This window comes from Streptomyces hebeiensis (genome assembly GCF_052983195.1).
The window spans coordinates 4,451,153-4,476,142 of the sequence record NZ_CM129812.1 but is presented as its reverse complement, the minus strand read 5'-3'; the positions used below and the strand labels follow the sequence as shown (position 1 = coordinate 4,476,142).

23 protein-coding genes are annotated in these 24,990 nt (G+C 71.5%); 15 read left to right on the top strand and 8 right to left on the bottom strand.

Annotation, left to right across the window (positions count from 1 at the left end; all coding sequences use genetic code 11):
* Positions 1-68 precede the first annotated feature (68 nt).
* The 3 genes from ACU6P3_RS19310 (at position 69) to ACU6P3_RS19300 (ending at position 3,720) form a co-directional block, all read left to right on the top strand.
* Complete coding sequence (locus ACU6P3_RS19310; RefSeq protein WP_447193389.1) at positions 69-800, top strand: bifunctional DNA primase/polymerase; 732 nt, start codon at positions 69-71, stop codon at positions 798-800.
* Between the two features lie 233 nt (positions 801-1,033).
* Positions 1,034-1,852, top strand: a complete 819-nt coding sequence (locus ACU6P3_RS19305) for an ABC transporter ATP-binding protein (protein WP_447197963.1) — start codon at positions 1,034-1,036, stop codon at positions 1,850-1,852.
* A 281-nt stretch (positions 1,853-2,133) separates the two neighbouring features.
* Positions 2,134-3,720 (top strand): transporter, encoded by a 1,587-nt coding sequence (locus ACU6P3_RS19300; RefSeq protein WP_447193388.1) that lies wholly within the window; start codon positions 2,134-2,136, stop codon positions 3,718-3,720.
* A gap of 121 nt (positions 3,721-3,841) precedes the next feature.
* Here the strand turns inward: ACU6P3_RS19300 and ACU6P3_RS19295 are convergent, their stop codons facing one another.
* Both ACU6P3_RS19295 and ACU6P3_RS19290 read right to left on the bottom strand, forming a co-directional pair.
* Positions 3,842-4,723: an alpha/beta fold hydrolase gene (locus ACU6P3_RS19295; protein ID WP_447193387.1), complete on the bottom strand. Its 882-nt coding sequence runs from the start codon at positions 4,721-4,723 to the stop codon at positions 3,842-3,844.
* Positions 4,724-5,488: 765 nt separating this feature from the next.
* Positions 5,489-6,181: an iron-dependent transcriptional repressor DtxR gene (locus tag ACU6P3_RS19290; RefSeq protein ID WP_447193386.1), complete on the bottom strand. Its 693-nt coding sequence runs from the start codon at positions 6,179-6,181 to the stop codon at positions 5,489-5,491.
* A 405-nt stretch (positions 6,182-6,586) separates the two neighbouring features.
* Here ACU6P3_RS19290 and ACU6P3_RS19285 point away from each other — a divergent pair, with 405 nt between their 5' ends.
* From ACU6P3_RS19285 to ACU6P3_RS19275, 3 genes are all read left to right on the top strand, one after another.
* Positions 6,587-7,342: an SIS domain-containing protein gene (locus ACU6P3_RS19285; RefSeq protein ID WP_344279505.1), complete on the top strand. Its 756-nt coding sequence runs from the start codon at positions 6,587-6,589 to the stop codon at positions 7,340-7,342.
* Positions 7,343-8,080: 738 nt separating this feature from the next.
* Positions 8,081-8,665 (top strand): carbonic anhydrase, encoded by a 585-nt coding sequence (locus ACU6P3_RS19280; protein ID WP_344279348.1) that lies wholly within the window; start codon positions 8,081-8,083, stop codon positions 8,663-8,665.
* A gap of 79 nt (positions 8,666-8,744) precedes the next feature.
* On the top strand, positions 8,745-10,292 hold the full coding sequence (locus ACU6P3_RS19275) for a SulP family inorganic anion transporter (RefSeq protein ID WP_447193385.1): 1,548 nt from the start codon (positions 8,745-8,747) through the stop codon (positions 10,290-10,292).
* Positions 10,293-10,446: 154 nt separating this feature from the next.
* Here the strand turns inward: ACU6P3_RS19275 and ACU6P3_RS19270 are convergent, their stop codons facing one another.
* Both ACU6P3_RS19270 and pdxH read right to left on the bottom strand, forming a co-directional pair.
* On the bottom strand, positions 10,447-12,033 hold the full coding sequence (locus ACU6P3_RS19270) for a PAS domain-containing protein (RefSeq protein WP_447193384.1): 1,587 nt from the start codon (positions 12,031-12,033) through the stop codon (positions 10,447-10,449).
* 513 nt (positions 12,034-12,546) lie between these two features.
* Positions 12,547-13,176 (bottom strand): pyridoxamine 5'-phosphate oxidase, encoded by a 630-nt coding sequence (gene pdxH / locus ACU6P3_RS19265; protein WP_030750599.1) that lies wholly within the window; start codon positions 13,174-13,176, stop codon positions 12,547-12,549.
* A gap of 346 nt (positions 13,177-13,522) precedes the next feature.
* Between pdxH and ACU6P3_RS19260 the strand changes: the two genes are divergently transcribed.
* Positions 13,523-14,635 carry a citrate synthase 2 gene (locus ACU6P3_RS19260; protein ID WP_447193383.1) on the top strand — a complete coding sequence of 371 codons (1,113 nt, stop codon included), beginning with the start codon at positions 13,523-13,525 and terminating at the stop codon, positions 14,633-14,635.
* Between the two features lie 185 nt (positions 14,636-14,820).
* Here the strand turns inward: ACU6P3_RS19260 and ACU6P3_RS19255 are convergent, their stop codons facing one another.
* A complete protein-coding gene (locus ACU6P3_RS19255; protein WP_447193382.1) occupies positions 14,821-15,984 on the bottom strand; it encodes an EamA family transporter in 1,164 nt (387 codons plus the stop codon).
* Positions 15,985-16,328: 344 nt separating this feature from the next.
* On the opposite strand from ACU6P3_RS19255, the gene ACU6P3_RS19250 reads away from it, so the two are divergent.
* From ACU6P3_RS19250 to ACU6P3_RS19230, 5 genes are all read left to right on the top strand, one after another.
* A complete protein-coding gene (locus ACU6P3_RS19250; RefSeq protein WP_447193381.1) occupies positions 16,329-17,183 on the top strand; it encodes a helix-turn-helix domain-containing protein in 855 nt (284 codons plus the stop codon).
* A gap of 11 nt (positions 17,184-17,194) precedes the next feature.
* Entirely contained in the window at positions 17,195-17,392 is a 198-nt protein-coding gene (locus ACU6P3_RS19245) for a DUF397 domain-containing protein (protein WP_447193380.1), read from the top strand.
* Between the two features lie 317 nt (positions 17,393-17,709).
* The gene (locus ACU6P3_RS19240; RefSeq protein WP_447193379.1) at positions 17,710-17,916 is read left to right on the top strand and encodes a hypothetical protein; all 207 of its coding nucleotides are present in this window, start codon (positions 17,710-17,712) and stop codon (positions 17,914-17,916) included.
* Positions 17,913-18,128, top strand: coding sequence for a hypothetical protein (locus tag ACU6P3_RS19235; RefSeq protein WP_447193378.1), 216 nt, complete (start codon positions 17,913-17,915; stop codon positions 18,126-18,128). The genes ACU6P3_RS19240 and ACU6P3_RS19235 overlap by 4 nt, the downstream gene beginning before the upstream one ends.
* 193 nt (positions 18,129-18,321) lie before the next feature.
* A complete protein-coding gene (locus ACU6P3_RS19230; protein WP_447193377.1) occupies positions 18,322-19,974 on the top strand; it encodes an alpha/beta hydrolase in 1,653 nt (550 codons plus the stop codon).
* A 63-nt stretch (positions 19,975-20,037) separates the two neighbouring features.
* Here ACU6P3_RS19230 and ACU6P3_RS19225 read toward each other — a convergent pair whose 3' ends face one another.
* Positions 20,038-20,616: a signal peptidase I gene (locus ACU6P3_RS19225; protein ID WP_447193376.1), complete on the bottom strand. Its 579-nt coding sequence runs from the start codon at positions 20,614-20,616 to the stop codon at positions 20,038-20,040.
* Positions 20,600-21,202 carry a hypothetical protein gene (locus ACU6P3_RS19220; RefSeq protein WP_447193375.1) on the bottom strand — a complete coding sequence of 201 codons (603 nt, stop codon included), beginning with the start codon at positions 21,200-21,202 and terminating at the stop codon, positions 20,600-20,602. The genes ACU6P3_RS19225 and ACU6P3_RS19220 overlap by 17 nt, the downstream gene beginning before the upstream one ends.
* Positions 21,203-21,536: 334 nt before the next feature.
* Here ACU6P3_RS19220 and ACU6P3_RS19215 point away from each other — a divergent pair, with 334 nt between their 5' ends.
* Together ACU6P3_RS19215 and ACU6P3_RS19210 are read left to right on the top strand one after the other, a co-directional pair.
* Positions 21,537-22,130 carry a DinB family protein gene (locus tag ACU6P3_RS19215; protein ID WP_447193374.1) on the top strand — a complete coding sequence of 198 codons (594 nt, stop codon included), beginning with the start codon at positions 21,537-21,539 and terminating at the stop codon, positions 22,128-22,130.
* A 196-nt stretch (positions 22,131-22,326) separates the two neighbouring features.
* Positions 22,327-23,277 carry a hypothetical protein gene (locus tag ACU6P3_RS19210; RefSeq protein ID WP_447193373.1) on the top strand — a complete coding sequence of 317 codons (951 nt, stop codon included), beginning with the start codon at positions 22,327-22,329 and terminating at the stop codon, positions 23,275-23,277.
* A 5-nt stretch (positions 23,278-23,282) separates the two neighbouring features.
* On the opposite strand, the gene ACU6P3_RS19205 is transcribed toward ACU6P3_RS19210, so the two are convergent.
* Positions 23,283-24,203 (bottom strand): alpha/beta fold hydrolase, encoded by a 921-nt coding sequence (locus ACU6P3_RS19205; protein ID WP_447193372.1) that lies wholly within the window; start codon positions 24,201-24,203, stop codon positions 23,283-23,285.
* A gap of 80 nt (positions 24,204-24,283) precedes the next feature.
* On the opposite strand from ACU6P3_RS19205, the gene ACU6P3_RS19200 reads away from it, so the two are divergent.
* Positions 24,284-24,955 (top strand): TetR/AcrR family transcriptional regulator, encoded by a 672-nt coding sequence (locus tag ACU6P3_RS19200; RefSeq protein ID WP_447193371.1) that lies wholly within the window; start codon positions 24,284-24,286, stop codon positions 24,953-24,955.
* Positions 24,956-24,990: the final 35 nt, after the last annotated feature.

Sequence of the window (24,990 nt, the reverse complement as noted above, 5' to 3'; positions counted from 1 at the left end):
GGGTCGATGCGCCACGGCGCGTCGCCGTGCGCCCGTAACCCGGGGTGGTACGGGGAGTTGTGAATGCCGTGGAAGAGAGCATCGGAGTCACGGGTGAGGCACGGATCGCCCGACCGCCCGCGGACCGGACCGGGCGGATCCCCCAACAACGCGGTGACCAGCTGCTGGACAGCGCGGTGCGGTACGCGCGGGAGCGGCACTGGGACGTGTTCCCCGGCACCTGGCTGGAGGTCCTGGGCGGTGCGGAGCGGTGCTCCTGCGGCAGCGCCGACTGCCCCGCGCCGGGGGCGCACGCGGCGGGGGCGGACTGGGCGGCACAGGCGACGGGGAGCGCGGTGGGGGCGCGCAGGCTCTGGGCGTCGCGGCCCACGGCATCGGTCCTGCTTCCGACGGGGCGCGCGTTCGACGCGCTGGAGGTCTCGGAGTCCGCGGGCTGTCTGGCACTGGCCAGGATGGACCGGCTGAAGGTGACGCCCGGCCCGGTGACCTGCACACCGCACCGGAGGATGCTGTTCTTCGTGCTGCCGGGCGCCGGGCCGAAACTGGACGACCTGGTACGGGGGCTGGGCTGGCCGCCGCACTCGCTCGACCTGCGCGCCCGGGGCGAGGGGGACTACGTCGCGGCCCCGCCGACCCGGATCGGTGGCCGCGGGGCGGTGCAGTGGGCGCGCAGGCCGACGACGGCGAACCGCTGGCTGCCGGACACGGAGGACCTGATCGGCGCGCTGGCGTACGCGTGCGGCCGGGAGGCCGCGGCGGAACGGACACGGGAGCGGGCCCGCCCGCCCCGTCGTACGTAGGGTGGACCGACGGCGGCCCGTGGCCCGCCCACCGTGTTCGTGAGCGGGCTCGCGACGAGCGCGGACATCCGGCGCGGCGGTGGCCGGGGGAACGGCGAGCGCGGGCCGGCGGGCACGCGGGACGGCGGGCACGCGGGACTCTCACAGGACACCGAAAGGCAGCGCTCATGCCGGAGCAGGCACGGGACCACACACCGGACCGGGCACCGGAAGGAACCGGCGCCCCGGCACGTATGCGGGACGACGGGGCACGGGACGACGACGGGGCGGGTGGTGCGCCGACGGCGCCGCCCGCCGTGCGCGTGGAGGGGCTGTGGAAGCGCTTCGGCGAACAGATCGCCGTCGCGGGCATCGACCTCGCGCTGCCGGCGGGCCGCTTCATCGGCCTGGTCGGCCCGAACGGCGCGGGGAAGACCACGACGCTGTCCATGGTGACCGGGCTGCTCAGGCCCGACGGGGGACGCGTGACGGTCGCGGGCCACGACGTGTGGCGCGACCCCGTCGAGGTGAAGGCACGCATCGGCGTCCTGCCGGAGGGGCTGCGTCTCTTCGACCGGCTCTCGGGGCGCGAACTCCTCGGCTATACGGGACGGTTGCGGGGCCTGCCGGGTGCCGAGGTCGACAAGCGGGCCACCCAACTCCTCGACGTACTGGACCTGGCGGGCGCCCAGCACAAGCTCGTCATCGACTACTCGACCGGTATGCGCAAGAAGATCGGGCTGGCGGCGGCGCTGCTGCACAACCCCGAAGTACTCTTCCTGGACGAGCCGTTCGAAGGCGTCGATCCGGTCTCGGCGCAGACCATCCGGAGTGTGCTGGAGCGCTACACGGGCTCGGGCGCGACGGTCGTCTTCTCCAGCCACGTGATGGAACTGGTGGAGTCGCTGTGCGACTGGGTCGCGGTCATGGTGGCGGGCCGCATCCGCGCGCAGGGCACGCTCGCGGAGGTACGGTCCGACGCACCGTCGCTCCAGGACGCGTTCCTGGAACTGGTCGGCGCGCGGGGACTGGACAGAAGCGGGTCGCTGGACTGGCTGGGAGGTGCGCGATGACGCGCGCCGCACACCGGTCCGGGGACGACGAACCGGCCCGGGTCCCGGGGGCGGCAGACGCTTCGGGGCAGCCCACGGGAGGCCCCGGACCCGGGGCGGGCGCGGGGGCGCCCCTCGCCGGTGCGGCCTCCTCCGTCCGTACCGGCACCTCCCCCGACCGAACCGGCACCTCCCCGGACCGAACCGGCACTTCCCCGGTCGGTACCGGCACTTCCCCGGTCGGTACCGGCACTTCCCCGGTCGGTACCGGCACCGTCGCCCGTACCGCCCCCCGCGCCTCCATGGCTTCCGCCGCCTCCGTTCTCGTGCCGCTCAAGCTCTCCCTCCTGCGCAACGGGCTGCGGCAGTCCACGGGCCGCACCGCCGCCTACATCGCCTCCGGCGTCCTCGCCCTGCTCGTCGCCGCCGCGCAGCTGCTCGGGCTGGTGCTGCTGCGCGGGACCGCGCACGTCGGCACGCTGACCGTGCTGCTGACGGCCGTACTCGCCCTCGGCTGGGCGGTGATGCCGCTGTTCTTCCCCGGCGGCGACGAGACGCTGGACCCCACCCGGCTGGTGATGCTGCCGCTGCGCCCGCACCCGTTGACGGGGGCGCTGCTGGCGGCGTCGCTGGTGGGGATCGGTCCGCTGTTCGCGCTCTGCCTGCTGGTGGGTTCGGCGGCGGCGACGGCGCGCGGCGCGGCGGGCACGGCCGTCGCGGTGGTGGCCGTACCGCTGGCGCTGCTGCTCTGCGTGACGCTGGCGCGGGTGGTGGCGACGGCCAACATCCGGCTGCTGACCTCGCGCAAGGGCCGCGATCTGGCGGTGCTGAGCGGCCTGGTGATCGCCGTGGGCGTCCAGGTCGTCAACTTCGGCGCACAGCGCCTCGGCGAGGCCGGCGGGCTCGCCGCCCTGGACCCGGTGGCGGCGGTCGTACGGTGGCTGCCGCCCGCCGCGGCGACGGGCGCCGTGGCCTCGGCGAGCGAGGGCGCCTACGGGCGTGCCGCCGGGCAACTGCTGCTGTCCGTGGCCGCCTTGGCCGTACTGCTGCGTTACTGGCGGCGGTCACTGGTGAGGCTGATGACGGCGCCGGACAGCTCGACGCTCGCGGCCGGCGAACCGGCCCGTAAGGAAAGCACTCCCGCCCTGGAACGGCTGTTGCCCGAGGGACGTACGGGCACGGTGATGCGGCGCGCGCTGCGCTACGTCTGGCGCGATCCGAAGACGAAGGCTGCCTGGATCACCGCGCTGGCCATCGGGTTGATCGTGCCGCTGTTCAACGCCCTCCAGGGCAGGGGCACGATCTACTTCGCGTGCTTCGCGGCGGGGATGCTGGGCATCCAGATGTACAACCAGTTCGGTCAGGACACCTCCGCCTTCTGGATGGTGGCGATGACCATCTCCTCACCGCGGGACGCCTACCTGGAACTGCGGGCGCGGGCACTGGCCCTGTCGCTGATCACGCTGCCGTACTCGGCGCTGGTCACGGTCGCCACCGCCGCCCTGCTGGACAACTGGCGCGCGCTGCCGGAAGCGCTCGGCCTCTCCTTCGCGCTGCTGGGCGCGATGCTGGCGACGGGGGCGGTGGCCTCGGTCCGCTTCCCGTATTCGATACCGCAGGACAGCGGCTACAAGAACGTGGCTCCGGGCCAGGCCGGGCTCGCCTGGATCTCCATCTTCGGCGGCATGCTGGGCGCGGCCCTGCTGTGCGCGCCGGTGATCGCGCTGACGATCTGGCTCCATGTCGCGAGCGCTGACGGCCCGACCTGGATCCTGCTGCCGCTGGGTACGGCGTACGGGGTCCTGGTCGCGGCCGTCGGCCTCCGCCTGGCGGCCCCGCAGGCGGCGGCGCGTCTCCCGGAGATCCTGACGGCGGTCAGCAAGGGCTGAGACCGTACCGGAGGGGCCGTACCGGAGGGGGCCGATCGTGGTGAGGAGGGGCGGGGCCGGGACTTGGACGCGCCCTCACCACGACCGGCCCTGGTCCCCGCGCCCCACAGGCCAACGCGCCTCACGAGGCCGGCACGCCGTCCAGGAACGGTTCGATCACCGCGCGCCACGCCTCCGGCTGGTCGTAGTGCACCAGGTGCCCCGCGTCCGTGACCTCCGCGTACTGGCCGCGCGGCAGCACCCTGACCATCTCCGTGGCCTCCGCGCGCCCCAGTTCGCCGTCCAGGCCACGCACCACCAGCGTGGGGCACTCCACATGCGCCAGCTCTTCCCAGTGGGCCTCGTAGACCCAGGTCTCCCTGGTGATGAGCATCTGGCGCCGGGAGAAGACCGGACGCCAGCCGTCCGCGCCCTCGGTCATCACCTCGGCGAAGAACTCGCCGCGCGACGGGCTGGGCCGCTCGACCCAGGGGTCGTCCTCCCCGAACCACTTCCTGACGTCCGCGAGCGTCGCGAAGGGCACCGGCCAGGAGCGGTACCAGTCCTCCCACTCGCGCTGGGACGCCGCGCCCAGCGCGGAGGCGCGCATGTCGCAGATCACCAGGGCGCGCACCAGGTCGGGCCGTCTCGCGGCGAGCTGCCAGGCCGTGAGCGCGCCCATGGCGTGGCCGATCAACGTCACGGGCGCCAGCCCGAGCTGCTCTATCGCGGCCTCGGCGTCCGCCATGTACGCCTCGCGCGTGTAGGGGCCCTCCGGGGGTTTCTCGCTCCTGCCGTGCCCCCGCTGGTCGAGCGCGACCGCGCGGTGCCGGGCGGCGAGCCAGCGTGCCGTGGACGCCCAGTGCGAGGCGCGGCCCATGAGCCCGTGGAGGAGCAGGACGCCGGAGGTCCGGGCGGGCTCCTCGTCCCGTCCCGCGTCCCCGCGCCGCTTGGGCGGGTCGGCATACTCCCAGGCGGCAAGGCGTATGCCATCCGCTCCGGTGACATCGATGCGCTGCACCATCTGTCCCGGCACCCCTTTCTGAGTGGTCGAGTCGGATACAGCTGTGGCCCAGGGGCGTCCAACTCCGCCAGACTATCGAACTCACATTCGAACATGGGGAGACGAGCGGCAACACCGCTCGTTCGAGTGACCACGGTCAAGGATTGCCGGACGTCGCCCGGGGGAGATCTTCTGCGGGAGGCGGGCCGCTCGGGGATGACGGCCCGAAGGGGATGGCCTTGAGAGCTCGGGGCTCCGGGTCAGCGCGGGGGAGGGCGGGCTCCGGTGCCTCGAGGCACCGGAGCCGCAGGCGCGCGGCAGCCGTGAGCGGGAGAGGCGGCAGGGCCCGCAGGCTCGGCAGCCGGGAGCACACTCCTTCACGCGGCAGCCGTGGGCGCCCGTGTCGAGGCCGTGTTCCGGAAGCGGCGCCGTCCGCCCGAAGGGCGGGACTCCCGAGACACGGCCCGGGCCACGGACCGGTCGGCGTGCGCTCACCCCCCGGCGCATACCCCGCTCCCTCCCCGGCCACGGTTTCAGGGGCCCAGCCGACACCCCTTCAGGTCATATGCCCCTGCCACAGCCTCCCATGTGATCCGCCCCGTCCGCTGCCCTTCGGACCGGATTCCGCCTCGGCCACCGTGCGCCCGACACGCGTGACACGGCCAGGAGGCAACAACACGGCTAAGGGCCGGCCCGGCGACGGCGATGACACGGCCCGGGGACAGACGGCCGTAACGGCCCCGGAGACCGGTGTCAGCGCCTGCCTCCGGGGCCGGAGGCCGGTTGTCAGCGCTTGGCCACGAAGACGTGCGACGCCACCTCGGACGCCAGCTCAGCAGCCTCACCGCTGCTTCCGACCAGGACGCCGCCGGCGGACTCGGTCACACTCACCACGGAGCCCGGCTGCACGCCCGCGCGCCGCAGCGTGTACATCAGCTGGGCGTCGGTCTGGATCGGCTCACCGATCCGCCGCACCACCACCGTCTTGCCCTCACTGCCCGGGTCCAGCTCCGCCAGGCTCACCATGCCCGCGTCGAGGAACGGGTCGACCTCGCCCTTCTCGCCCAGCTCGGCGAGGCCCGGGATCGGATTGCCGTACGGCGACTCCGTCGGATGGCGCAGCAACTCCAGCACCCGCCGCTCCACCGCCTCGCTCATCACGTGCTCCCAGCGGCACGCCTCGGCGTGCACCTGCTCCCACTCCAGGCCGATCACATCGACCAGGAGGCACTCGGCGAGCCGGTGCTTGCGCATCACGCGCGTCGCGAGCCGGCGCCCTTCCTCCGTCAGCTCCAGATGACGGTCGCCCGCGACCTGCACCAGGCCGTCCCGCTCCATGCGGGCGACGGTCTGGCTGACCGTCGGGCCGCTCTGGTCGAGCCGCTCCGCGATCCGGGCGCGCATCGGGACCACACCTTCCTCTTCCAGCTCAAGGATGGTGCGGAGGTACATCTCCGTCGTGTCGATCAGTCCGGACATACGTGCCCCTCGATAAATCGTGCGCTGGCCCTGACTCAATTCTGACGCATAGCACCGACAACCGTGCCGTGCCGCAGTCGGTTCCCGTCCTGCCGCCACCCCGGCCGCGCGGCACCGGCGGGTCATTGGCATGGCATTGACAGGGCAATGGTCCAGACCTCAACGTGATCCGCGGCACAGCCCGGCAACGGGGGGCGCGAGCGGGCACGAGCGGACACCGGCGGACGCGGGACACGACACGGGACGGTCCCGAGCCGGTCACCCGCGGTACTCGCCGGCACCCGTCGGTGACCGGGCGGGCCCGGACACCACCCCGCGCGTCGCCCGGGCGCGCTCCCGTCCGCCCCGCGCACTCCCGCGCGCCCCGTCTCTTCCCGAAGGATCCCGATGAGCGAGAGCAAGCCGCTGAACGAGAGCAAGCCGGCCGAGCAGTTCTTCGACGCCGCGATCGGCCTGCTGCGCCGCGCGCGGGACGGCCAGTCCGAGGCCGTGGCGAAGGCCGGCTCGGCCATCGCCGACACCGTGGCCGCCGGGGGCCGCCTCTTCGCCTTCGGCGCCGGACACTCCTCGCTCGCCGCGCAGGACGTGGTGTACCGCGCCGGCGGCTTCGCCGTGATGAACCTGCTCGCCGTCCCCGGCATGGTGGGCGTGGACGTGCGCCCGGCCACCCTGGGCTCCGCGCTGGAGCGGGTCGAGGGACTGGCGAGCACGGTGCTCGACACGAGTCCCGCCGCCGCGGGCGACGTCCTCGTGGTCGTCTCCCTCTCCGGGCGCAACGCACTGCCCGTCGAGATGGCGTCGCACGCGCGGGAGAAGGGCCTGAAGGTCATCGGGGTCACGTCCGTGGCGTACGCGACGCGGACGACCCCCCGCAACCGCACCGGGACGTTCCTCAAGGACCACTGCGACATCGTCCTGGACAACGGGATAGCCGTCGGCGACGCGGAACTGACGGCCGACGGCATCGACGCGCCGTTCGCTCCCGCCTCCACGGTGGTCACCAGCGCCCTGATGCAGGCGATGATGGCCGCCGCCGCGGGCGAACTCGCCGGGCGCGGCATCGAGCCCCCGCTCCTGCGTTCGGGCAACGTCGACGGCGGGACGCTCTGGAACGCCCGGGTGATGAGCGAGAACAGCGACCGAATCTTCTACGGCCACTGACGTAACGCCATCGGCGTACCGCCTCTGCCACCGCCGCCCTCGAATTCGAACACACAACCAGGACGGCCGCCTTAACCAAAGCAACCGAGGCATCCGGAGCAACGGCCTTCACCCTTGAAGGTAAAGCATTGGCCATGGGCTGCCGCGACTGCTCCCCGCACAACCCTCGCGCGCGCACCCTCACGACCCGCGACTTTGCGTCATCAAAGGGATGCTTGGCGAGATTATGATCTTTCACGAGAAGGTAATGTTGAGGCAAAGTAGGAGAGGCTCCGGTGAGGCATCATCGGAGTCTGCGGCGCACTCCGCCCACAACACCCCTTCGCGATGAGGCAAGGCGGCGACGTGTGCGGAGAGGCCGCCATCAGCAACACGACGACGCACGACGGTTCGACACAGCACGCGAGCGACAGCACGAGCACGACAGCACGGAAGGGACGCGCCGTGAGACTCCGACCGGACCGTGAACCGCCCGAGCCCGCGGCCCGACACCGATCGCCGAGACCCGGCGAGGTGTGACGCCCCGGACGGCCCGCTCCGGTCACCCCCGGAGCCGCCGTACGCCCCGGACCCGGGGCGCCGGCCGGCGCCCCCTCCCGCTTCGTCCTCGTACGTCAGCCCGTACCGCGCGTCGCCTCGTCGCACGCGTCAGCAGCACCTTTCCCACAGCAGTACTCCCCCACTGACCCGACCACACCGCGCCCCGGCAGGAACCGAGGGTGCAGGAGGCAGGCCATCATGAAGTCCCTGATCGACAACGCCCGTTCGTTCTCCGTCCAGGTGGCGGAGCGTTCCGAGGAATTCCGCGAACTGGCGGCAGGACAGTCCCCCGAAGTCCTGTTCATCACCTGCTCGGACTCCCGAGTCATCCCGTCCCTCATCACCGGCGCCCGGCCGGGAGAGCTCTTCGAGCTCCGCACGGCGGGCAACATCGTCCCCCGGTACGACGAGAGCCGGCCCAGCGGCGAGACCGCCACCATCGAGTACGCGCTGCGCGTGCTCGGCGTCCGTGACATCGTCGTCTGCGGACACTCCCACTGCGGCGCCGTCGGCGCCCTCGTCCGCGGCGAGGACCTCTCGGGCGTCCCCGCGGTCCGCGACTGGCTGGACTACTGCGTCACCGGCCTCCCGGAGTCCACGGACCTCGCCCACTGCGTACAGCACCACGCGGCGGCGCAGCTCGACACGCTGCGCGGCTACCCCGCCGTCCGGGAACGTCTGGCGGCCGGATCGCTGTCCCTGCACGCCTGGTACTACGAAGTCGACACGGGCGCGATCAGCACGCACCGTCCAGAGCTGGGCGGGGAGTTCAGAGCGCTGTGAGGACGACCTCCTCCCACGCGCGCACTTCCTGTCGTCCGTCCGCCCCGAGCGGACCACACAGCTAGGAACACCAACCCTCATGTTCTCGCTATTGAAGGACAAAACCGTCCTGAGGCGCGACATACTCGCCTCACTCGTCGTCTTTCTCGTGGCGCTGCCTCTGTGCGTAGGCGTGGCAGTGGCCTCCGGCGTCCCGGCCGAACTGGGCCTGGTCACCGGCATCGTCGGCGGTATCGTCGTGGGCTGTCTGCCCGGCAGCTCCCTCCAGGTCAGCGGCCCGGCGGCCGGTCTGACGGTGCTGGTGTACAGCGCCGTCCAGGAGTTCGGACTCGGTGCCCTCGGCGCCATCGTCCTCGTGTCCGGACTCATGCAGCTGGCGCTCGGTGCGGTCGGCCTGGGCCGTTGGTTCCGGGCCATCTCGGTCTCCGTCGTCCAGGGCATGCTGGCCGGTATCGGCCTCGTCCTCGTCCTGGGCCAGGTGTACGCCATGGCCGACCTCCCGCAGCCTTCCAGCGGCCTCGACAAGCTGGCCGGACTGCCGGGGCTGGCCGCCGACATCGTCACCAGCGGTACGGCGCTGACCGCGTTCCTCATCGGGGCCGGGACCGTCGCCGTCCTGGTCCTGTGGCCCAAGCTGCCCGCCAAGTTCCGGGTCGTCCCCGGTCCGCTGGCCGCGGTGGCACTGGCCACCGGTGTGACCGTGGCGTTCGACCTGTCGGTCGCCAAGGTCGAGGTCAAGGGTCTGCTGGAGTCCATCAGCCCGCCGGGCCTCGAAGACTTCGGCGCGCTGGGCGGCATGGCCGCGGTCGGCACGATCCTGGCGTTCACCCTGATCGCCTCGGCGGAGAGCCTGTTCAGCGCCGCGGCCGTGGACCGTATGCACGACGGCCCGCGCACCGACTACAACAAGGAGCTCATGGCGCAGGGCGTGGGCAACACGGTCTGCGGCGCGCTCGGCGCGCTGCCGATGACCGCGGTCATCGTGCGCAGCTCCGCCAATGTCCAGGCGGGGGCGAAGACCTCGCTCTCCCGGGTCCTGCACGGCGTATGGCTGCTGCTGTTCGCCGCGCTGCTCCCGGCCGCGATCGGCATCATCCCGCTGGCGGCGCTCGCCGGTGTCCTGGTCCACGCGGGATGCAAGCTGATCCCGGTCAAGGACCTGGCCCCGCTGTGGCGCGAGCACCGGGGCGAGGCGGTCATCCTCGCCATCACGGCGACCGCGATCCTGGTCACGAACCTCTTCGAGGGCGTGATCCTCGGTCTGCTGCTCGCCGTGGTCAAGACGGCGTGGGAGATCTCCCACCTCAACGTCGACGTGCGGGAACTCACGGGCGGCCGGCTGGTGGTGTCCGTCAGCGGCAACGTGACGTTCCTGCGACTGCCCCGGATCATGGAGCAGTTGGAGGAGCTGCCGAAGGACCGGCCGATCGAGCTGGACCTGTCGGAGGTCCGCCACCTCGACCACGCGTGCCGGATCTCCCTGGAGAACTGGGCCCTGCGGCACAACGACGCGGAGACGGAACCGGTCCGCATGCGCGGCCCGGAGCCCACCGCCCCGGCCACCGCGGGCGTGGCGCGTCTCGAGGAGTCGGTGCCCGGGACGAGGCCGAAGGCGGGAGCCTCCTGACGGCCGGCCTCACGGCCTGACGTACGGGCCGTGGCGGTCATACGGGTTGTGCGGCCCGTACGACCGGCACGGCCCGTACGCGTCGGTGGGCCGTACGGCCGGCACGGCCGCACGTGTCGGTGGGCCGTACGACCGCTCGTCCGCCGGCGCGCTCTCAGTCGGACAAGGTCCGGAAGAGGTCCAGCGAACCCGCCATACGGCCCGTCACATCCTCCGCGTACACCGCGTCCTGACGCTCGAAGGGCGGCCGGCTCGTCCCCCGCAGGAACGTCACCACGCCCAGCGACCGGCCCCGGCTGCGCAGCACCGTGCACAGGGCGTGCACCGCGTCCGGCGGCCACTGGCGGGCCGCCGCCCACGCGGACGGCGGGAGGGCACCGGGGGCCGCGCCCGCGCCGGGCCCGCCGCCCCCGTTCGCCGGTCCGGCCCCGGCCGGACCCGATCGGCCGCGTCCCGTGTTCTCCTCCGCGGCACCGCCGGACAGCGGGGGCCCCGACGGGCCCGCCGGGGCGCTCGCGCGCACCGCGCCGTTACGGTCCAGCGCCTGGAGGGCCGGGTGCCCGGGCCCGTACCGCACCGGTATGTCCCCCGACTCCACCCGCGCGCCCGGCCCGGAGCCGCCGGCGGAGGGCGAAGCGGCCGCCCGGACCAGCCGTACGGGATCACCGGACCCGTCCCCGGCCACCAGGTCGATCAGAGCGTGGTCGGCGAAGCCCGCCAGCGCGAAGTCCAGCTGGACCGTCGCCGCCTCCATGGGGTCCTCGCACTCGGCTGCCGCCCGGCCCGCGCGGTGCAGCTGGCTGGTACGGAACCGCAGCCGGTCCGCGTCCTGCACCGACCGCCGCAGGTCCGTCACGTCGTGGAACATCCATCCCACCCCCAGCGGCACGGGCTCCTCCGCCAGCGGGGAGGCCAGCCGCAGGAAGCCGCTGCGCCAGCACCGGCGCTGCTCCCCGCCGTTCGTACGGAGCGTGACCCACAGCTCGGCGGGCGACCTCGGCGCACCCTCCGCGAGTACATGGTGGAGCGCCGCCTCCAGCTCCTCCACGCCGTGGCTGATCAGCTCACCGAGCGGCCGGCCCAGCACGGACGTACGCCCGGCGCCCAGGGCCCGCGCCGCGTAGCCGTTGACCACCGTCGGCCGCAGATCCACGTCGACCAGGACGACGCCCCAGGACGCCTCCTCGAACAGCGCCTCGCTGAGCGCGATGGTCCGCTCCAGGTCGATCTGGGCGTGCACCTCGCTGAAGGCCGAGTACACCCCGGCGGGCTTGCCGTCCGCCCCGCGCACCGCGGCGGTCTGGGTGCGCAGCAGCACCCGCCCGCCGTCCTTGCGGAGCAGCGCGAACTCGTCCACCTGGCGCCCGCGCGTGCCCATGACGGACATCAGCCGGGCCTGCACCGCGTCCGCGTCGGCGGTCCTGACGGCCCACCCCGCGAAACCGTGCCGTCCGACCGCCTCCTCGGCGGTCCAGCCCAATATGCGCTCCGCCTCGCGGTTCCAGTGCGTGATCACCCCACCCGCGTCGAGCGCGAACAGCGCCGCGTCCATCCCGTCGAGCAGGGACGCGAGCAGATCCGCCCCGGCCTCGTCCTTGTCCCGCTCCGGGTCGCCACCGGCGCCCGGGGCAGGGCCGCCACCGCTCACGACACCATCCTCCCGTCCGGCCCCCGCCCCGTGGTCGGGCTCCGGGCCGTCCGGTCCTGCCGCATCGGTGGTCTCACTGCGAGAAGCACTCATCCTGGCACCCCCTGAAGGGCGGCTCCGCGTGGTGCGGACGTACGTCCGTTCATTCAACTCGAACGTGACTCAGCACACACCCCGTTCCCGAAAATGCCGCCGCGAACAGTTTTCTACGCTCTTCTCAAACCTCTCTCACCCTCTCTACCCTGCACGTTCGATTGTCAGGCACGGGCGAGCGGCCCGCACCAGCACGTCATTTTCTCCGAAAATCCCTTGAGACCCCGCGAACCGGTTCCTAGTGTGTGGTGCACACGAGAAGGGAGGTGGTTCGGCAGATGTATGCAATCCGGACGCGTGAGGTGGCTGCGGGCTAGCGGCCCGTTCGTCGCACTCTGTGCGGAGCCGGCGCCGCCGGCCGAAATCCCAAGCAGTCACCGCCCCGCGGGCTCGCCGGTACGTCCGGCCGGCTCCTCCTCGGAGGACCCGAGCCCGCGGGGTTCCGCTTTTTTCCGGGCCTCGGTGACCGGGTCCCGATGGTTCGAGGCCGGGAACCGGGGGTCGCGGGGCGTCTCAGGGGCAGAGCCGCTCCACGCGCCACCCGCTGCCCTTCCGGACGTACCGCAGCCGGTCGTGCAGCCTGTTCTCGTGCCCCTGCCAGAACTCCACCGTCTCGGGCGTCACCCGGAAGCCTCCCCAGTGCGGCGGGGCGGGGACCTGCTCGCCCTCCGGGTAGCGGTCCAGCAGCTCCTCGTAACGGCGCAGCAGGGCGTCCCGGGAGGCGATCGGCGCGGACTGATCGCTGGCCCAGGCGCCGAGCTGCGAGCCGTGGGGGCGGGTGCGGAAGTACGCGGCCGTCTCGTCGCGGCCGATACGGGCCGCCGTGCCCGTGACCACGACCTGGCGCGCGAGCGGGTGCCAGGGGAAGAGCAGCGAGACGTGGGGGTTCGTATCGATCTCCCGGCCCTTGCGCGAGGTGTAGTTCGTGAAGAAGACGAAGCCCCGGTCGTCGTACCGCTTCAGCAGGACCGTGCGCGAGGAGGGCCGGCCGTCGGGGGTGGCCGTGGACAGCACCATCGCGTTCGGTTCGTGCAGGTCGTGCGCCGCCGCCGCGAGGTCCGTGAACCACCGGCCGAACTGGTCCATGGGGGCGGGCGCGAGGTCGGTCTCCAGAAGCGGCGTGGTGCGGTACTGCTCGCGCATGGCAGCGGGATCCGGGTTCTCGTGAGGCACGTCATGAGGCACGGGGTCATCCTGCCGTAGGGCCCCGCGTCCCCAGTGAGCGGTGCGGCCAAACCCTGGGCACACCGTGGGAGCTTCCTGGCCTCCTGGGGGTACGTCCGGGCCCGCGCGGGGATACGTCCGGGCCCGCGCCGGGGAAGGTCCGGACACGCGGGGAACGTCCCGGCACAGGCGGTCACGGGTCGCAGGTGTCCGGAACTGTGCTCGTTGTCACGCTTCACCACGCCGTACGGGCTGGCCAAAATCCGGGGGCCCACGGCACCCTGCCCGCATAAAGCCCGTCGCCCGCATCACGAGGAGCCGCCTGATGTCCGACTTCGCCCCCGCCTTCGTACCCGGTCTCGAAGGAGTCGTCGCGTTCGAGACGGAGATCGCCGAACCGGACAGGGAAGGCGGTGCGCTCCGCTACCGTGGCATCGACATCGAGGACCTGGTCGGCCAGGTCTCCTTCGGCCAGGTGTGGGGACTGCTGGTCGACGGGGCGTTCAACCCCGGCCTGCCGCCGGCCGAGCCCTTCCCCCTGCCGGTCCACTCCGGTGACGTCCGGGTCGACGTGCAGGCCGCGCTGGCGATGCTGGCGCCCGCGTGGGGCCTGAAACCGCTCCTGGACATCGACGAGCGCACGGCCCGCGACGACCTGGCGCGGGCCGCCGTGATGGCGCTCTCGTACGTCGCCCAGTCGGCCCGCGGCCAGGGCCTGCCGATGGTCCCGCAGCGGGAGATCGACAAGGCCGAGTCGGTGGTCGAGCGCTTCATGATCCGCTGGCGCGGCGAGCCCGACCCCCGGCACGTGAAGGCCGTCGACGCGTACTGGACCTCGGCCGCCGAGCACGGCATGAACGCGTCGACGTTCACGGCCCGGGTCATCGCGTCCACCGGCGCGGACGTGGCGGCCGCGCTGTCGGGCGCGGTCGGCGCGATGTCGGGCCCCCTGCACGGCGGCGCGCCCTCGCGCGTCCTCGGCATGATCGAGGAGATCGAGCGCACGGGCGACGCGACGGCGTATGTGAAGCAGGCCCTGGACAGGGGCGAACGCCTGATGGGTTTCGGCCATCGTGTCTACCGGGCCGAGGACCCTCGGGCACGGGTCCTGCGGCGTACGGCCCGCGAGCTGGCGGCGCCGCGCTTCGAGGTGGCGGAGGCACTGGAGAAGGCCGCGCTCGAGGAACTGCACGCGCGTCGGCCGGACCGGGTGCTGGCGACGAACGTCGAGTTCTGGGCGGCGATCGTGCTGGACTTCGCGGAGGTCCCCGCGCACATGTTCACGTCCATGTTCACCTGCGCCCGCACGGCGGGCTGGTCGGCGCACATCCTGGAGCAGAAGCGGACGGGACGTCTTGTGCGTCCGTCGGCGCGTTATGTGGGACCGGGGGCACGGGACCCCCGGGAGATCAAGGGGTTCGACACGGCGGCGGGCTGAGACGCGGTGTCCGGGCCGTGTCCGGGCCGGCCCGGCCCGGACACGGCAGCCGCCCCGGGCGGGCGCGCCCAAGGAGTGCGGGGCGCCCACGCGGGGCGCGTTCTCGCCGGGGCACCGGGACACCGGCGAGAACACGGGCCCCGGGTGTCCGGGGCACCGGGGCACCGGTGCCGGTCAGCACCGGGTCAGTTCGAGGCGGAACGGCCCGTCCGGCTGCCGCCCGCCTCGGACGACGTACGGGCGTCACGCGAACCCGCGCCCGTGCCCACGCCCGCACTCGGCCCGCCGCGCCCCCGCTCACCCCGTGCCCGTACTCGCTTCACACCCGCACTCCCGCCCACCTGCGTACGCACCGCCCCCATGCTCGCCACGATCACCAGCGCGATCGCCAGCGCGTCCGTCGCCGACAGCGCCTGGTGCAGCACGAGGAAGCCCGCCGTCGCCGCGATCGCCGGTTCCAGGCTCATCAGCACGGCGAAGGTCGGGGCCGGCAGCCGCCGCAGCGCGAGCAGTTCGAGCGTGTACGGGAGTACGGAGGACAGCAGCGCGACGACCAGGCCCAGCGCCAGCGTCGAGGGCACCACGAGCTTCGACCCCGATTCCACGACGCCCAGCGGAAGCATGAGCAGCGCGGCGACGGCCATCGCCAGCGCCAGACCGTCGGCCTGCGGGAAGCGCCGTCCCGTACGCGCGCTGAAGAGGATGTACGTCGCCCACATGGCCCCGGCCGACAGCGCGAACGCCGCGCCCACCGGATCCAGCCGGTCGAAGCCGCCCCCGCTCAACAGCACCATGCCCCCGAGCGCCAGCCCCGCCCACAGCAGGTTGACCACCCGGCGCGAGACGATCACCGAGAGCGCCAGCGGTCCCAGCACCTCCAGCGTGACGGCCGCGCCCAGCGGGATACGGTCGGCGGCCTGGTAGAAGAGACCGTTCATACCGGCCATGGCGGCGCCGAAGGCGACCACCGTCCCCCAGTCGGCGCGCGAGTGCCCGCGCAGCGCCGGGCGGCACACCGCCAGCATGACGACCGCGGCGAGCGTGAGGCGCAGCGTGACGACTCCGATCGGTCCGGTCATCGGCATCAGCAGGACGGCGACGGCCGCGCCGAACTGCACGGAGAGCCCGCCCGCGACGACCAACGCGACCGGCCCGAACCGGCCTCCGCGACCGGCCGCCTTGGCGCCCGCCCCTTCGGCCCCCACCCCTTCGGCGTTCACGCCCCGTGCGCTCGCCGCTTCGGCACTCGCCGCACCACCCGTATCCCCCGGCGCCGTCGCCCCGGCCGCCTCCGGCACCGAAACAGACGCCGCCGCCGCGGCGGTCGCGGCGCCCGGCTGCTCTTCCACCGACACTCTCCGTTCCCTCAGATCCCTCGGATCACCGACGAGCACTCCCGTCGAAGTACATCACCATGCACCGACAGTCCAATGTACTGGACTGAGGTACGTGCTACCCGGCGACTCACTCCCCCACCGACGCTACGAGCCGGGCTCGCGCCCGTGAAATGTGCAGCACCCTTCTTTCGCCCGGCCAGTGCCGTTCTCCGCAACGAGCGACACAAAAGGCTCCCGCGGGCAGTCGAAAGGCTAGAAAAATTGCCCCGCAGCAAAATTGCCCCACGAACGAGTGACGCAGGTGGACCGGCACCGTCCTCGCACGCGACACTGAGCCCGAGACAGGGGAGGTCACCATGCCGGCGAGAAGCAATCCGACCGCGCGACAGGCGCGGCTCGGCGCGGAGTTGCGCAAACTGCGCGTCCGGGCGGGCAAACCTGCCCGCGAGGCGGCCGGCCTTCTCTCGACCGACTCGGCAAAGATCAGCCACATCGAGTCGGGGCGCCTGGGCGTCAGTGAAGAGCGGATCCGCAAGCTGGCGGTCCTGTACGAGTGCGACGACGCCGCGCTGATCGACGCCTTGTGCGCGATCGCGCGCGAACACCGCGGCCAGCACTGGTGGGACGAGTATCGCGGCATCCTCGGCCCGGGCTTCCTGGACATCGCGGAACTGGAACACCACGCCCGCTACCTGCGCTACCTCCAGCCGGTAACGTTCCCAGGCGTCATGCAGACAGAAGACCACGCACGGGCGTTGTTCGACAGCGTGCTCCCGAAGCTTCCCCCGGCGGAAGTGCAGGCCCGGGTCGAACACCGCATGAGGCGTAAGAGCATCTTCGACCGCGACGAGCCGCCCGAGATCGTGGCCGTCGTACATGAGGCGGCCCTGCGCATGCGCATCGGTGGCCGCCGGATCGCGCGCCGACAGCTCGAACACCTCATGGAGTTGTCGCGGCGGCCGGAGGTCATGCTTCGCATCATCCCGTTCACCAACGAGGACTTCATCGACCTCACCCGCACGGTGCTGTACGCGGCCGGTGTAGTTCCGCAACTCGACACGGTCTACGTCGACACACCCTTGAGCGGCCTCTTCCTCGACGCCGCCGCCGAGCTGGAAAAGAACCGAACGCTGCTCGACTTCGCCGAGCAGGCTTCCATGGAGCCTGACGAGTCACGCAGCTTCATCCACCACATCGCACGAGAGCTGTGAAGGACACAGGCATGAGCACCGAGATCGTTTGGCAGAAGTCGTCCTTCTCCGGCGAAGGGCCGCAGTGCGTCGAGATAGCCGACCACAACGGCGGCATCCTCATACGCGAGGGCGACGACCCCGACGTGGTCACCACCACGACCCGGACCAAGTTCGCCGCGTTCATCGCGGGCGTCAAGGCGGGCGAGTTCGACCACTTCGCGCACTGACGCCACGCCACGCCCCCACGTACGACACGAGCCCGACAAGAGCCCTCCGCCGACCCGGCGGAGGGCTCTTTCGTTCATCAGTATGCACCGGTGCATACTTGCCGAGCCTCTTACCGTGACGCTATCGTCGCGGTACGTCGCCATTCAAGGCTGGATTCCCCGACGTATCCACGCTCTGAGCGGCCACAACTCTCCCCGTCCCACTGTCTTGTACGGGGAGGGGTCCCACAGGATGTCCCCTGTCGCCGTTCCGACGCCGGCCGCAGGCAGGGGACAACCCTGTCCCTGTCACGTCTGACACGAAGGGCACCAGGGCCATGGCGAACGAGACGGACTCAAGCGCGGACGCACGCGACACACCCGGCACACGCAGCACCGCCCGGCAGCGGCTGGCCACGCTGATGGCCGCGTACGGCTCCAACGGCACCCTCCTGCTCCCGCTCAGCGCCCACCTCCCGGACGAGACGGCCCCGGAGCACGCGGAAGGCGAAGCGGGACGCGTCCCCTCCGGCACGTCCGCATGACGTCAGCACGCTCCGACGAACCGACCCTGCTCGGGGGGCTGCGTGGTGTCTTCTCGCCCCATCCGTGGCTCGATCGCGCGAGCGCGGAGTTCGACCTCGACGAGGATGTCTTCAGCCTGGCCGTGCGGCGGGCCGAGGCGTACGTCGCGTTGCGTGCCTGGGGCGGGGCCGAGCCCGTGCTGGTGACCGTCTCGCGCCCGTCCCGTCACTGAGGCGGACGCGCGCCGGGAACCCCGCACTACCGGTCGCCGAGGTCCGGCCGTCCCCTACAACTCGGGTATCACCCACCGTGGTTGTGTCACTCCCAGGGTGGAGGGGAGGTGCAGCCCGGCGAGGGATCCGCGCGCGTGGCCGGTTCCTGAGAGATCTTTCCTGTCCGAACATGTGACCGGAAGGATCGATATCGTGCGCAGACGACGTCTCGCGCCCCTGTTGGCCGTGAGTGTCACGGCAACGCTGGCTCCCGTGCTCGCCACCTCGACGGCCGCCGCCGCTCCGGCCGCCGCACCGACGGCCACCTCCTCGTCCGCCGCCAAGAGCGCGCTGGACCGGTATGTGAAGCAGAAGCCCCAGTGGAAGCGGTGCGCAACCGACGCCGACATTCCGGCGGGGTTCGAGTGCGCCACGATCAAGGTCCCGCTGGACTACCGGGTTCCCGGCGGCAAGCGGATCGACCTGGCCATATCCCGGCTCAAGAGCACCGCGCCCGACAAGCGACGGGGCGTCCTGTTCTCCAACCCCGGCGGTCCGGGGGGCCCGGGGCTCTACATGCCGCTGGTGATGCGGGACAGTCTCCCCGAGTCCGTACAGCAGAAGTACGACCTCATCGGCTTCGACCCACGCGGTGTGGGACGGAGCACCCCGGTCTCCTGCGGCATGGAGCCGGAGGAGGAGAACTGGCTGCGCCCGTACAAGGAGGAGACGTACGACAAGGACGTCGCCTGGGCACGCGAGGTCGCGAACAAGTGTGAGGAGAAGGCGGGCGACACGCTCCCGCACATCACCACGCGCAACACCGCGCGCGACCTGGATCTGATCCGGGCGGTCCTCGGTGAGAAGAAGATCTCGTACGTGGGTTACTCGTACGGCACCTACCTGGGCGCCGTCTACACCCAGCTCTTCCCGGGCCGGGCCGACCGGTTCGTGCTGGACAGCGCGGTCGATCCGGCGCGCGCCTGGCGAGGGATGATCCAGTGGTGGGCGGAGGGCGCCGAGCCCGCGTTCGACCGGTGGACCGAGTGGGCCGCCGAGCGCTCGGAGAAGTACGGCCTCGGTGACACCCCGAAGGAGGTCGACCGGACGTTCTGGGACCTGGTCGCACAGGCCGACGAGAAGCCCATCGAGTTCGAGGGGCAGCCGACCACCGGGGACGACATCCGGAGCGGCATGCGCGGGGCGGTCTTCACCCCGGAGTACGCCACCGAGGCGTTCGTGGAGCTGAAGAGGGCCGCGGCCGGGGAGCCCGCCTCCGCGAAGAGGCTCGCGGCGTTCGCCGGATCCGAGGGGACCGGGACGGCAGGCGCCGCCGCCGATGCCGCCGAGATCCCGTCCGACAACGGGACGGCGAGCTTCTGGGCCGTGGTGTGCGGCGACAACTCGGCCGCGTGGTCGCGCGATCCGGAGACCTACCGGCAGGACGCCATCGAGGACAAGGGCCGCTACCCGCTCTTCGGTGACTTCGCGTCCAGCATCAAGCCCTGCGCGTTCTGGGACAAGTCCGTGGAGCCGGCCACCGAGGTGAACAACAAGGTCCGCTCCCTGGTCGTCCAGAACGAGTGGGACTCGCAGACCCCGCTTCCCAGTGGTCAGGCCCTGCACGCCGACCTGAAGGGCTCGAAGATGGTCACCGTCCTCGGCGGCGAGGGCCACGGCGTCTACCCGAGCGGCAACGCGTGCGCGGACGGCACGGTCAACGACTACCTGCTCACCGGCAAGCTCCCGGCGAAGGACGTGACCTGCGAGGCGACGGCCGACTCGAACGCGGAGGCGCGGAAGGACCGGAAGCGGGACGTGATCCCCGGGTCCCCGCTCCCGGAGCGTGCCCCGGACCGTTTCTGAGCCCGGTCGCTCGTCCCGTTGCCGCATGCCCCCGTCGAGGGTGGCGTGCGGCACACGCGTCGTTCAGGAAGCCGCCGGGGCTGCTCGGCCGCGGCTGTGCAGTGGCAGAGCGGCAAGCGCGAGCGGAATCGCGAGTCCGAGCAGCGCGATCAGCGCGGGGACAGGCCGCTCGGCGCGCCAGAGCTGGACCGGCAGCCCGATCCAGGGCACGCGGAACCGTGCTACGCCTTGGAGTGCCGTGGGCCGAACCGGGGTCGAGTCCGGTGCGGGGTTGGCGTCACCTTTGGTGATCAGGGCGTTGTCGGGACGTACCTGGTGGACCCGGTGGGTGAGCAGACGGCCGGGCCGGTTGGGGTCCCGGACCAGCACGATGTGGCCCACGGCCGGTGGGCGGTCGCGCGATGGTGGCTGGTAGAGGACGACGTCGCCCGGCGTGAGGGCGGGACGCATGGAGCCGGACTGCACCACGCCCGCTGTCCAGCCCAGCGCCACCACGGGCACGTGCGTCCACACCAGCAGCCCGGCCATCGTGCCGAGCACGGTACGCGAGACGACCGAGGTGACCACGCGGACCGGATGCGGGACACCCTCGGCCATGGGCTGCCGGAGCGCGCCGGCGGCCAGGTCACTTGAGGGAGTCACTCGTGTGTTCCCGCGCTTCCCAGGTGAAGGACGCCTCGTTGGTGGCCGCTCCTTGCGAGCTGTTGGGTGCGCTCGGGCTGAACCTCCACGAGAAGCGGAAGCTCAGCGAGTTGGGTGGCCTGCCGGGCAGGATCCAGGGGCCCACGCCGGTGCGGAAGTCGGTGTGCAGGGCGATGAACTGGTCCAGGGTGCCGTCGAACGCGGTCCTGTGCGGAGTGAAGCCCTTACAGTTCCCGAAGGTGCCGCCGCTGCCCACCTCGATTTCGAGGTTGATGAACGACTGGAAGTTGCTGGGCCAGTTCGGTGAGTTGCTGTACAGCTTGAGCGCGGTGGGGAAGTCGGCGTTCGACGTGACCGTGGTGCAGTTGGAGCCCGCGTCGCCGGGTCGCATGTCGTCGATGTGGAACATGGGCACCTTGCTGTCGTTGGCCAGTCCCATCGAGCCGGCGACCCACGTGTTGCCGCTGTTGCTGCTGGTCCCGCTCCAGTCGGCGTTGGTGGCACCCCAGACCAGAGCACCGCTGAGCAGCAACCCGAGCGGAACGGGCGCCACCCGTACCAGCACGTTCAGCCAGGGACGCGCCATCGCCCACTCCGTTCAATTCCGTCTTTTTCGCAGCATATTGTCTTCTCCTGTCTCGCCTGCGGCGAGGGCCGCTGCGTGTCGCGATCCGGGGCCGGTGAAGGCGCGTTTCCCTGTGAAGCCCGCCGCACACCGCTTCGAGCGCGGGGGTGGCACTGTCATGACATCGCGGCTGCCGACCACCAGCGACCGCTGTCGGCCGAACGACGTAACACGGTCCCCGTGGGCCGACCAGGGGGTCTCCTGGCGGGGCCCGCCCTGTCCCCACCCCGTGTTCCGTGGTGCCGGGCCGCGGAAAACGGTTCGTACGGAAAACGGTTCGTCAGGCCATCCGCCCATGTGCCACGGTCGGCCGGTGAACGCCTCTCGACGCGCCCTGCTCCGTAAACAGTTCGATCTGACCTGGTCGCTCTTCGACTACCACCTGCGACGGCTGGAGCCCGCCGACTTCCTCTGGGAGCCGGCCACCCCGTCCTGGACCGTACGGCCCGCTCCCGACGGGACCTGGGTGCCGGACTGGTCGGAGACCGAGCCCGATCCGGTCCCCGTTCCCACGATCGGCTGGCTGAGCTGGCACATCGGCTGGTGGTGGGGCGTGGCGACGGACCATGTGCGGGGGCGTACGCCCCGGGAGCGGACCGACGTCACCTGGCCGGGCGACGGTGAGTCGGCCGTCGCGTGGCTGCGCGGGCTGCGGGCGGACTGGCTGGACGCGCTCGACGGGCTCACCGACACCGGCCTGGACGCGCCGGCCTCGTACCCCGTACCGGACGATCCGGAGTTCACCGTGGCGGACATGCTCGCCTGGGCGAACGCCGAGCTGATGAAGAACGTCGCCGAGATCGGCCAGCTCCGCCTGATCCGCGCCACCGTCGCTGTGGCCATCGCCACGGACCCGTCGGCCTCTCGTGCCCCCTCGATCGAGCGGTGAACCTCTCTTACTTACGTCAACGGGCTTCAGAGATGCAGGTTCCGGTGAACCGCGTAGGCTGGTGATGAAGCCACCTCGCGTGGCGAAATCCGCACGCAAAGGGCAGGGCCCGCACAGCGGTTGCCCTGGGCGGCTCGGGGGATTTCACGGGGGTCAGCGGGGGGAGATCACATAAGTCCTTCCGATGGAGGTCGCCATGAATGGCGCCACCTACGTCAACCCGAAGCACTCGATGCCTGAAGAGGTAATCAAAGAACTGGATCTCGCCCAGCGGGAAGAGCTGGAGGAGATGCACCAGCAGCGGGATCTGGCGAAGTACGCGCGACCCGACGAAGAAGCACGAGCGCACATCGCGGAGACGCAGCGGTCCGTCGCCCGCTCCCTCGGAATCGACCTGGACGATTACCGGGCAAAGGAAGTCGAGGACAGGGCGCGTCAGTTGCGGAAGCTGGAAGAAGTGGCCGAGACGCACGTCGGCATGGACCGGCACCTGAGCCCGCTCGACCTGGAACCGCCCGCTCCCAGGGCCGCTGATCCGAGCTTCTGGTTTGCGAGGGCCGAAGCGTCCGAGACTACTCCCTTCAACGGAAAGTTCTTGGCCGACGGCCTGCATTTCACGGGCAGGGCGACGTACAACAGCGGCTCACTGAGCTTCCGTAACTTCGGGGCGCGAATCCGGTACGAGCTCCAGAGCAACAGGATTCCCCCGACCACCACGGGACGCTGGCGGTCCGACCCCCACGTGGAAATATTCGGCGGACTCCTGGGCTCCGTGGGCCCTCCTGACCTCTTCTCCGGCGACCGGTGGTCGAAGTGCTGGATGATCAGGAGGCAGACGCTTTTCCAGTTCGTGTTCGCCCCGCCCGGGGTCGACAACCGCCGCATACTCGGCCAGCGCGTCGACGCGCAGAATCTCATATTCCTCGAGACCAGCGGGCTGGGCGGAAGCGGTACGCGCGCGGTCACGCTACCGGGATTCCAGCCGATGCCCTCCCTCGTCATCAGCTCGCCGTCCCCGGGGATCAGTATCTGGGCGGAGCTGGAGGTGCGCTTCGACATCCAGCTGGAGGGCAACAGCGTGCTGTGGATCCACCCGAACGATGTGTTGCTGCGCGGTTTCCAATGGCCGCTCGTCGGCAACGCGTAGCCGCCCTACCGTTCCTGATCCAGCCGTAGATCGCGACGAGCGTCGACGCGGTCAGCAAGCGCACGCAGTTCGTCGGCGTACGTGGCCCAGATGTCGCCGACGAGGAAGTGTCCGACGTCCGGCAGCACACGCAGGCGGGCGCCGGGGACAGCGGCGGCGATGTCCCGCGCGGCGGACACGCGCAGCAGCGGATCTCGCGATCCGTGCAGCACCAGGGTCGGTGCCGTGATCCTGGCGAGCGGGCCGCCGTGCCACTTCGCACCGATCTGCCGGCTCTGCGCCCTCTGGTCGCGGAAGCCGGCGACCTGGTGCGCGGCCTCTTTGTCCACGATCTCACGCACGTCGCACTCGTCGACGCGCCGGCCGGGTGCGGCCAGGATGCGGGCGACGGCCAGGGCCAGGGCCAGGTTGCCCTGCGGGGTCTCGGGGTGACGCAACCTGGCGAAACGGGCCAGGGACGCCAGGCGCAGGTGGCGCAGGACACGCAGTCCCTTCACGTCGCTGGGCACGGCCGAGGACGTGGCGAGGGTGAGCACGCGTCGCGGATGGCGGATCGCGATGCGCTGCGCCACGAGCCCGCCCATGGAGTAGCCGAAAAGGTGGGCGCGCTCCCAGCCGAGCGCGTCGAGGACGGCCACGGCGTCGTCGGTCAGGTCCTCGGCGCTGTAGGCCGGGGGCGCGTGGCGCAGCAGGGCCGCGATCGGCGAGCCCTCATGCCGGTCGGGCAGGTGTGTGGACTGGCCGGCGTCGCGGTGGTCGTAGGCCACGACGTGGAAGCCGCGCCGGACCAGTTCGTCCACCAGTCCGTCCGGCCACCAGAATCGTGAGGATCCCAGTCCCATCACCAGCAGCAGCGGGTCGCCGCCCGCCCCGCCGAGGTCTTCGAAGGCGATCTGGATCTCGTTGTTGTGGGCGAAGCGCGGCATTGCGGCCCCCTCCAATCGCGAACATCGTTCGCGAACAGCGTACTCGGAACGGTAGAGTGGCGGCAACGCGGGAGGTGACAGTGGCAGGACAGCGAGAACCGGTGATCTGGCTGCGGCCGGAACAGGCACCGGTCGGACGCCCTGCCGAACGCAGCCGCCGCGAAATCACCGCCGCCGCGGTGGAACTGGCCGACCGGGAGGGCTTGGACGCCGTCTCCATGCGCCGCCTCGCCGCGACCCTGGGCACCGGCGCCGCCTCGCTCTACCGCTACGTGGCCACCCGCGACGACCTGCTCGACCTGATGACCGACAGCACCGCCCGCGAATACCGGCTGTCCGCCCCGAGCGGCGACTGGCAGGCGGACCTCCTGGAGATCGCCCACCAGGCCCGACGGATCATGCGACGCCACCCCTGGCTGCCGATCCTGGTCGTCACGCGTCCTGGCCTCGGCCCGCACGGTATCGACCTGCTCGAGCACCTACTCGACGTACTCGCCGACCACCCGGCCGAGCCCGCCCACAAACTCGAGGCGTTCGCCGTGCTGAACGCGCTGACCGCGCTGTTCGTCCAGAATGAACTGGCCGCATCGGACCCCGGTGCCCAGCGCCAGTCCTCCTACCTGCGTCACGTGGCCGCCGCCGGCACCCACCCCCGCATTGCCGCGATGGTCGCCGCCACCCAGCCCGAACGCACCTCCCACGACCGGTTCGCCACCGTGCTCGCCCGCGCTCTCACCGGAGTGCTGGGCTGACTCCACGACAGCCCCGGCGCACGACCGGGCCCCGG

What these genes read in the sequence shown, in the direction of transcription:
- ACU6P3_RS19305 (WP_447197963.1), top strand. Translation starts at nt 1,034, where the DNA reads ATGCGGGACGACGGGGCACGGGACGACGACGGGGCGGGTGGTGCGCCG.
- ACU6P3_RS19300 (WP_447193388.1), top strand. Translation starts at nt 2,134, where the DNA reads ATGGCTTCCGCCGCCTCCGTTCTCGTGCCGCTCAAGCTCTCCCTCCTG.
- ACU6P3_RS19295 (WP_447193387.1), bottom strand. Translation starts at nt 4,723, where the DNA reads ATGGTGCAGCGCATCGATGTCACCGGAGCGGATGGCATACGCCTTGCC.
- ACU6P3_RS19290 (WP_447193386.1), bottom strand. Translation starts at nt 6,181, where the DNA reads ATGTCCGGACTGATCGACACGACGGAGATGTACCTCCGCACCATCCTT.
- ACU6P3_RS19280 (WP_344279348.1), top strand. Translation starts at nt 8,081, where the DNA reads ATGAAGTCCCTGATCGACAACGCCCGTTCGTTCTCCGTCCAGGTGGCG.
- ACU6P3_RS19275 (WP_447193385.1), top strand. Translation starts at nt 8,745, where the DNA reads ATGTTCTCGCTATTGAAGGACAAAACCGTCCTGAGGCGCGACATACTC.
- ACU6P3_RS19270 (WP_447193384.1), bottom strand. Translation starts at nt 12,033, where the DNA reads ATGAGTGCTTCTCGCAGTGAGACCACCGATGCGGCAGGACCGGACGGC.
- pdxH (WP_030750599.1), bottom strand. Translation starts at nt 13,176, where the DNA reads ATGCGCGAGCAGTACCGCACCACGCCGCTTCTGGAGACCGACCTCGCG.
- ACU6P3_RS19260 (WP_447193383.1), top strand. Translation starts at nt 13,523, where the DNA reads ATGTCCGACTTCGCCCCCGCCTTCGTACCCGGTCTCGAAGGAGTCGTC.
- ACU6P3_RS19250 (WP_447193381.1), top strand. Translation starts at nt 16,329, where the DNA reads ATGCCGGCGAGAAGCAATCCGACCGCGCGACAGGCGCGGCTCGGCGCG.
- ACU6P3_RS19245 (WP_447193380.1), top strand. Translation starts at nt 17,195, where the DNA reads ATGAGCACCGAGATCGTTTGGCAGAAGTCGTCCTTCTCCGGCGAAGGG.
- ACU6P3_RS19240 (WP_447193379.1), top strand. Translation starts at nt 17,710, where the DNA reads ATGGCGAACGAGACGGACTCAAGCGCGGACGCACGCGACACACCCGGC.
- ACU6P3_RS19235 (WP_447193378.1), top strand. Translation starts at nt 17,913, where the DNA reads ATGACGTCAGCACGCTCCGACGAACCGACCCTGCTCGGGGGGCTGCGT.
- ACU6P3_RS19220 (WP_447193375.1), bottom strand. Translation starts at nt 21,202, where the DNA reads ATGGCGCGTCCCTGGCTGAACGTGCTGGTACGGGTGGCGCCCGTTCCG.
- ACU6P3_RS19215 (WP_447193374.1), top strand. Translation starts at nt 21,537, where the DNA reads ATGTGCCACGGTCGGCCGGTGAACGCCTCTCGACGCGCCCTGCTCCGT.
- ACU6P3_RS19210 (WP_447193373.1), top strand. Translation starts at nt 22,327, where the DNA reads ATGAATGGCGCCACCTACGTCAACCCGAAGCACTCGATGCCTGAAGAG.
- ACU6P3_RS19205 (WP_447193372.1), bottom strand. Translation starts at nt 24,203, where the DNA reads ATGCCGCGCTTCGCCCACAACAACGAGATCCAGATCGCCTTCGAAGAC.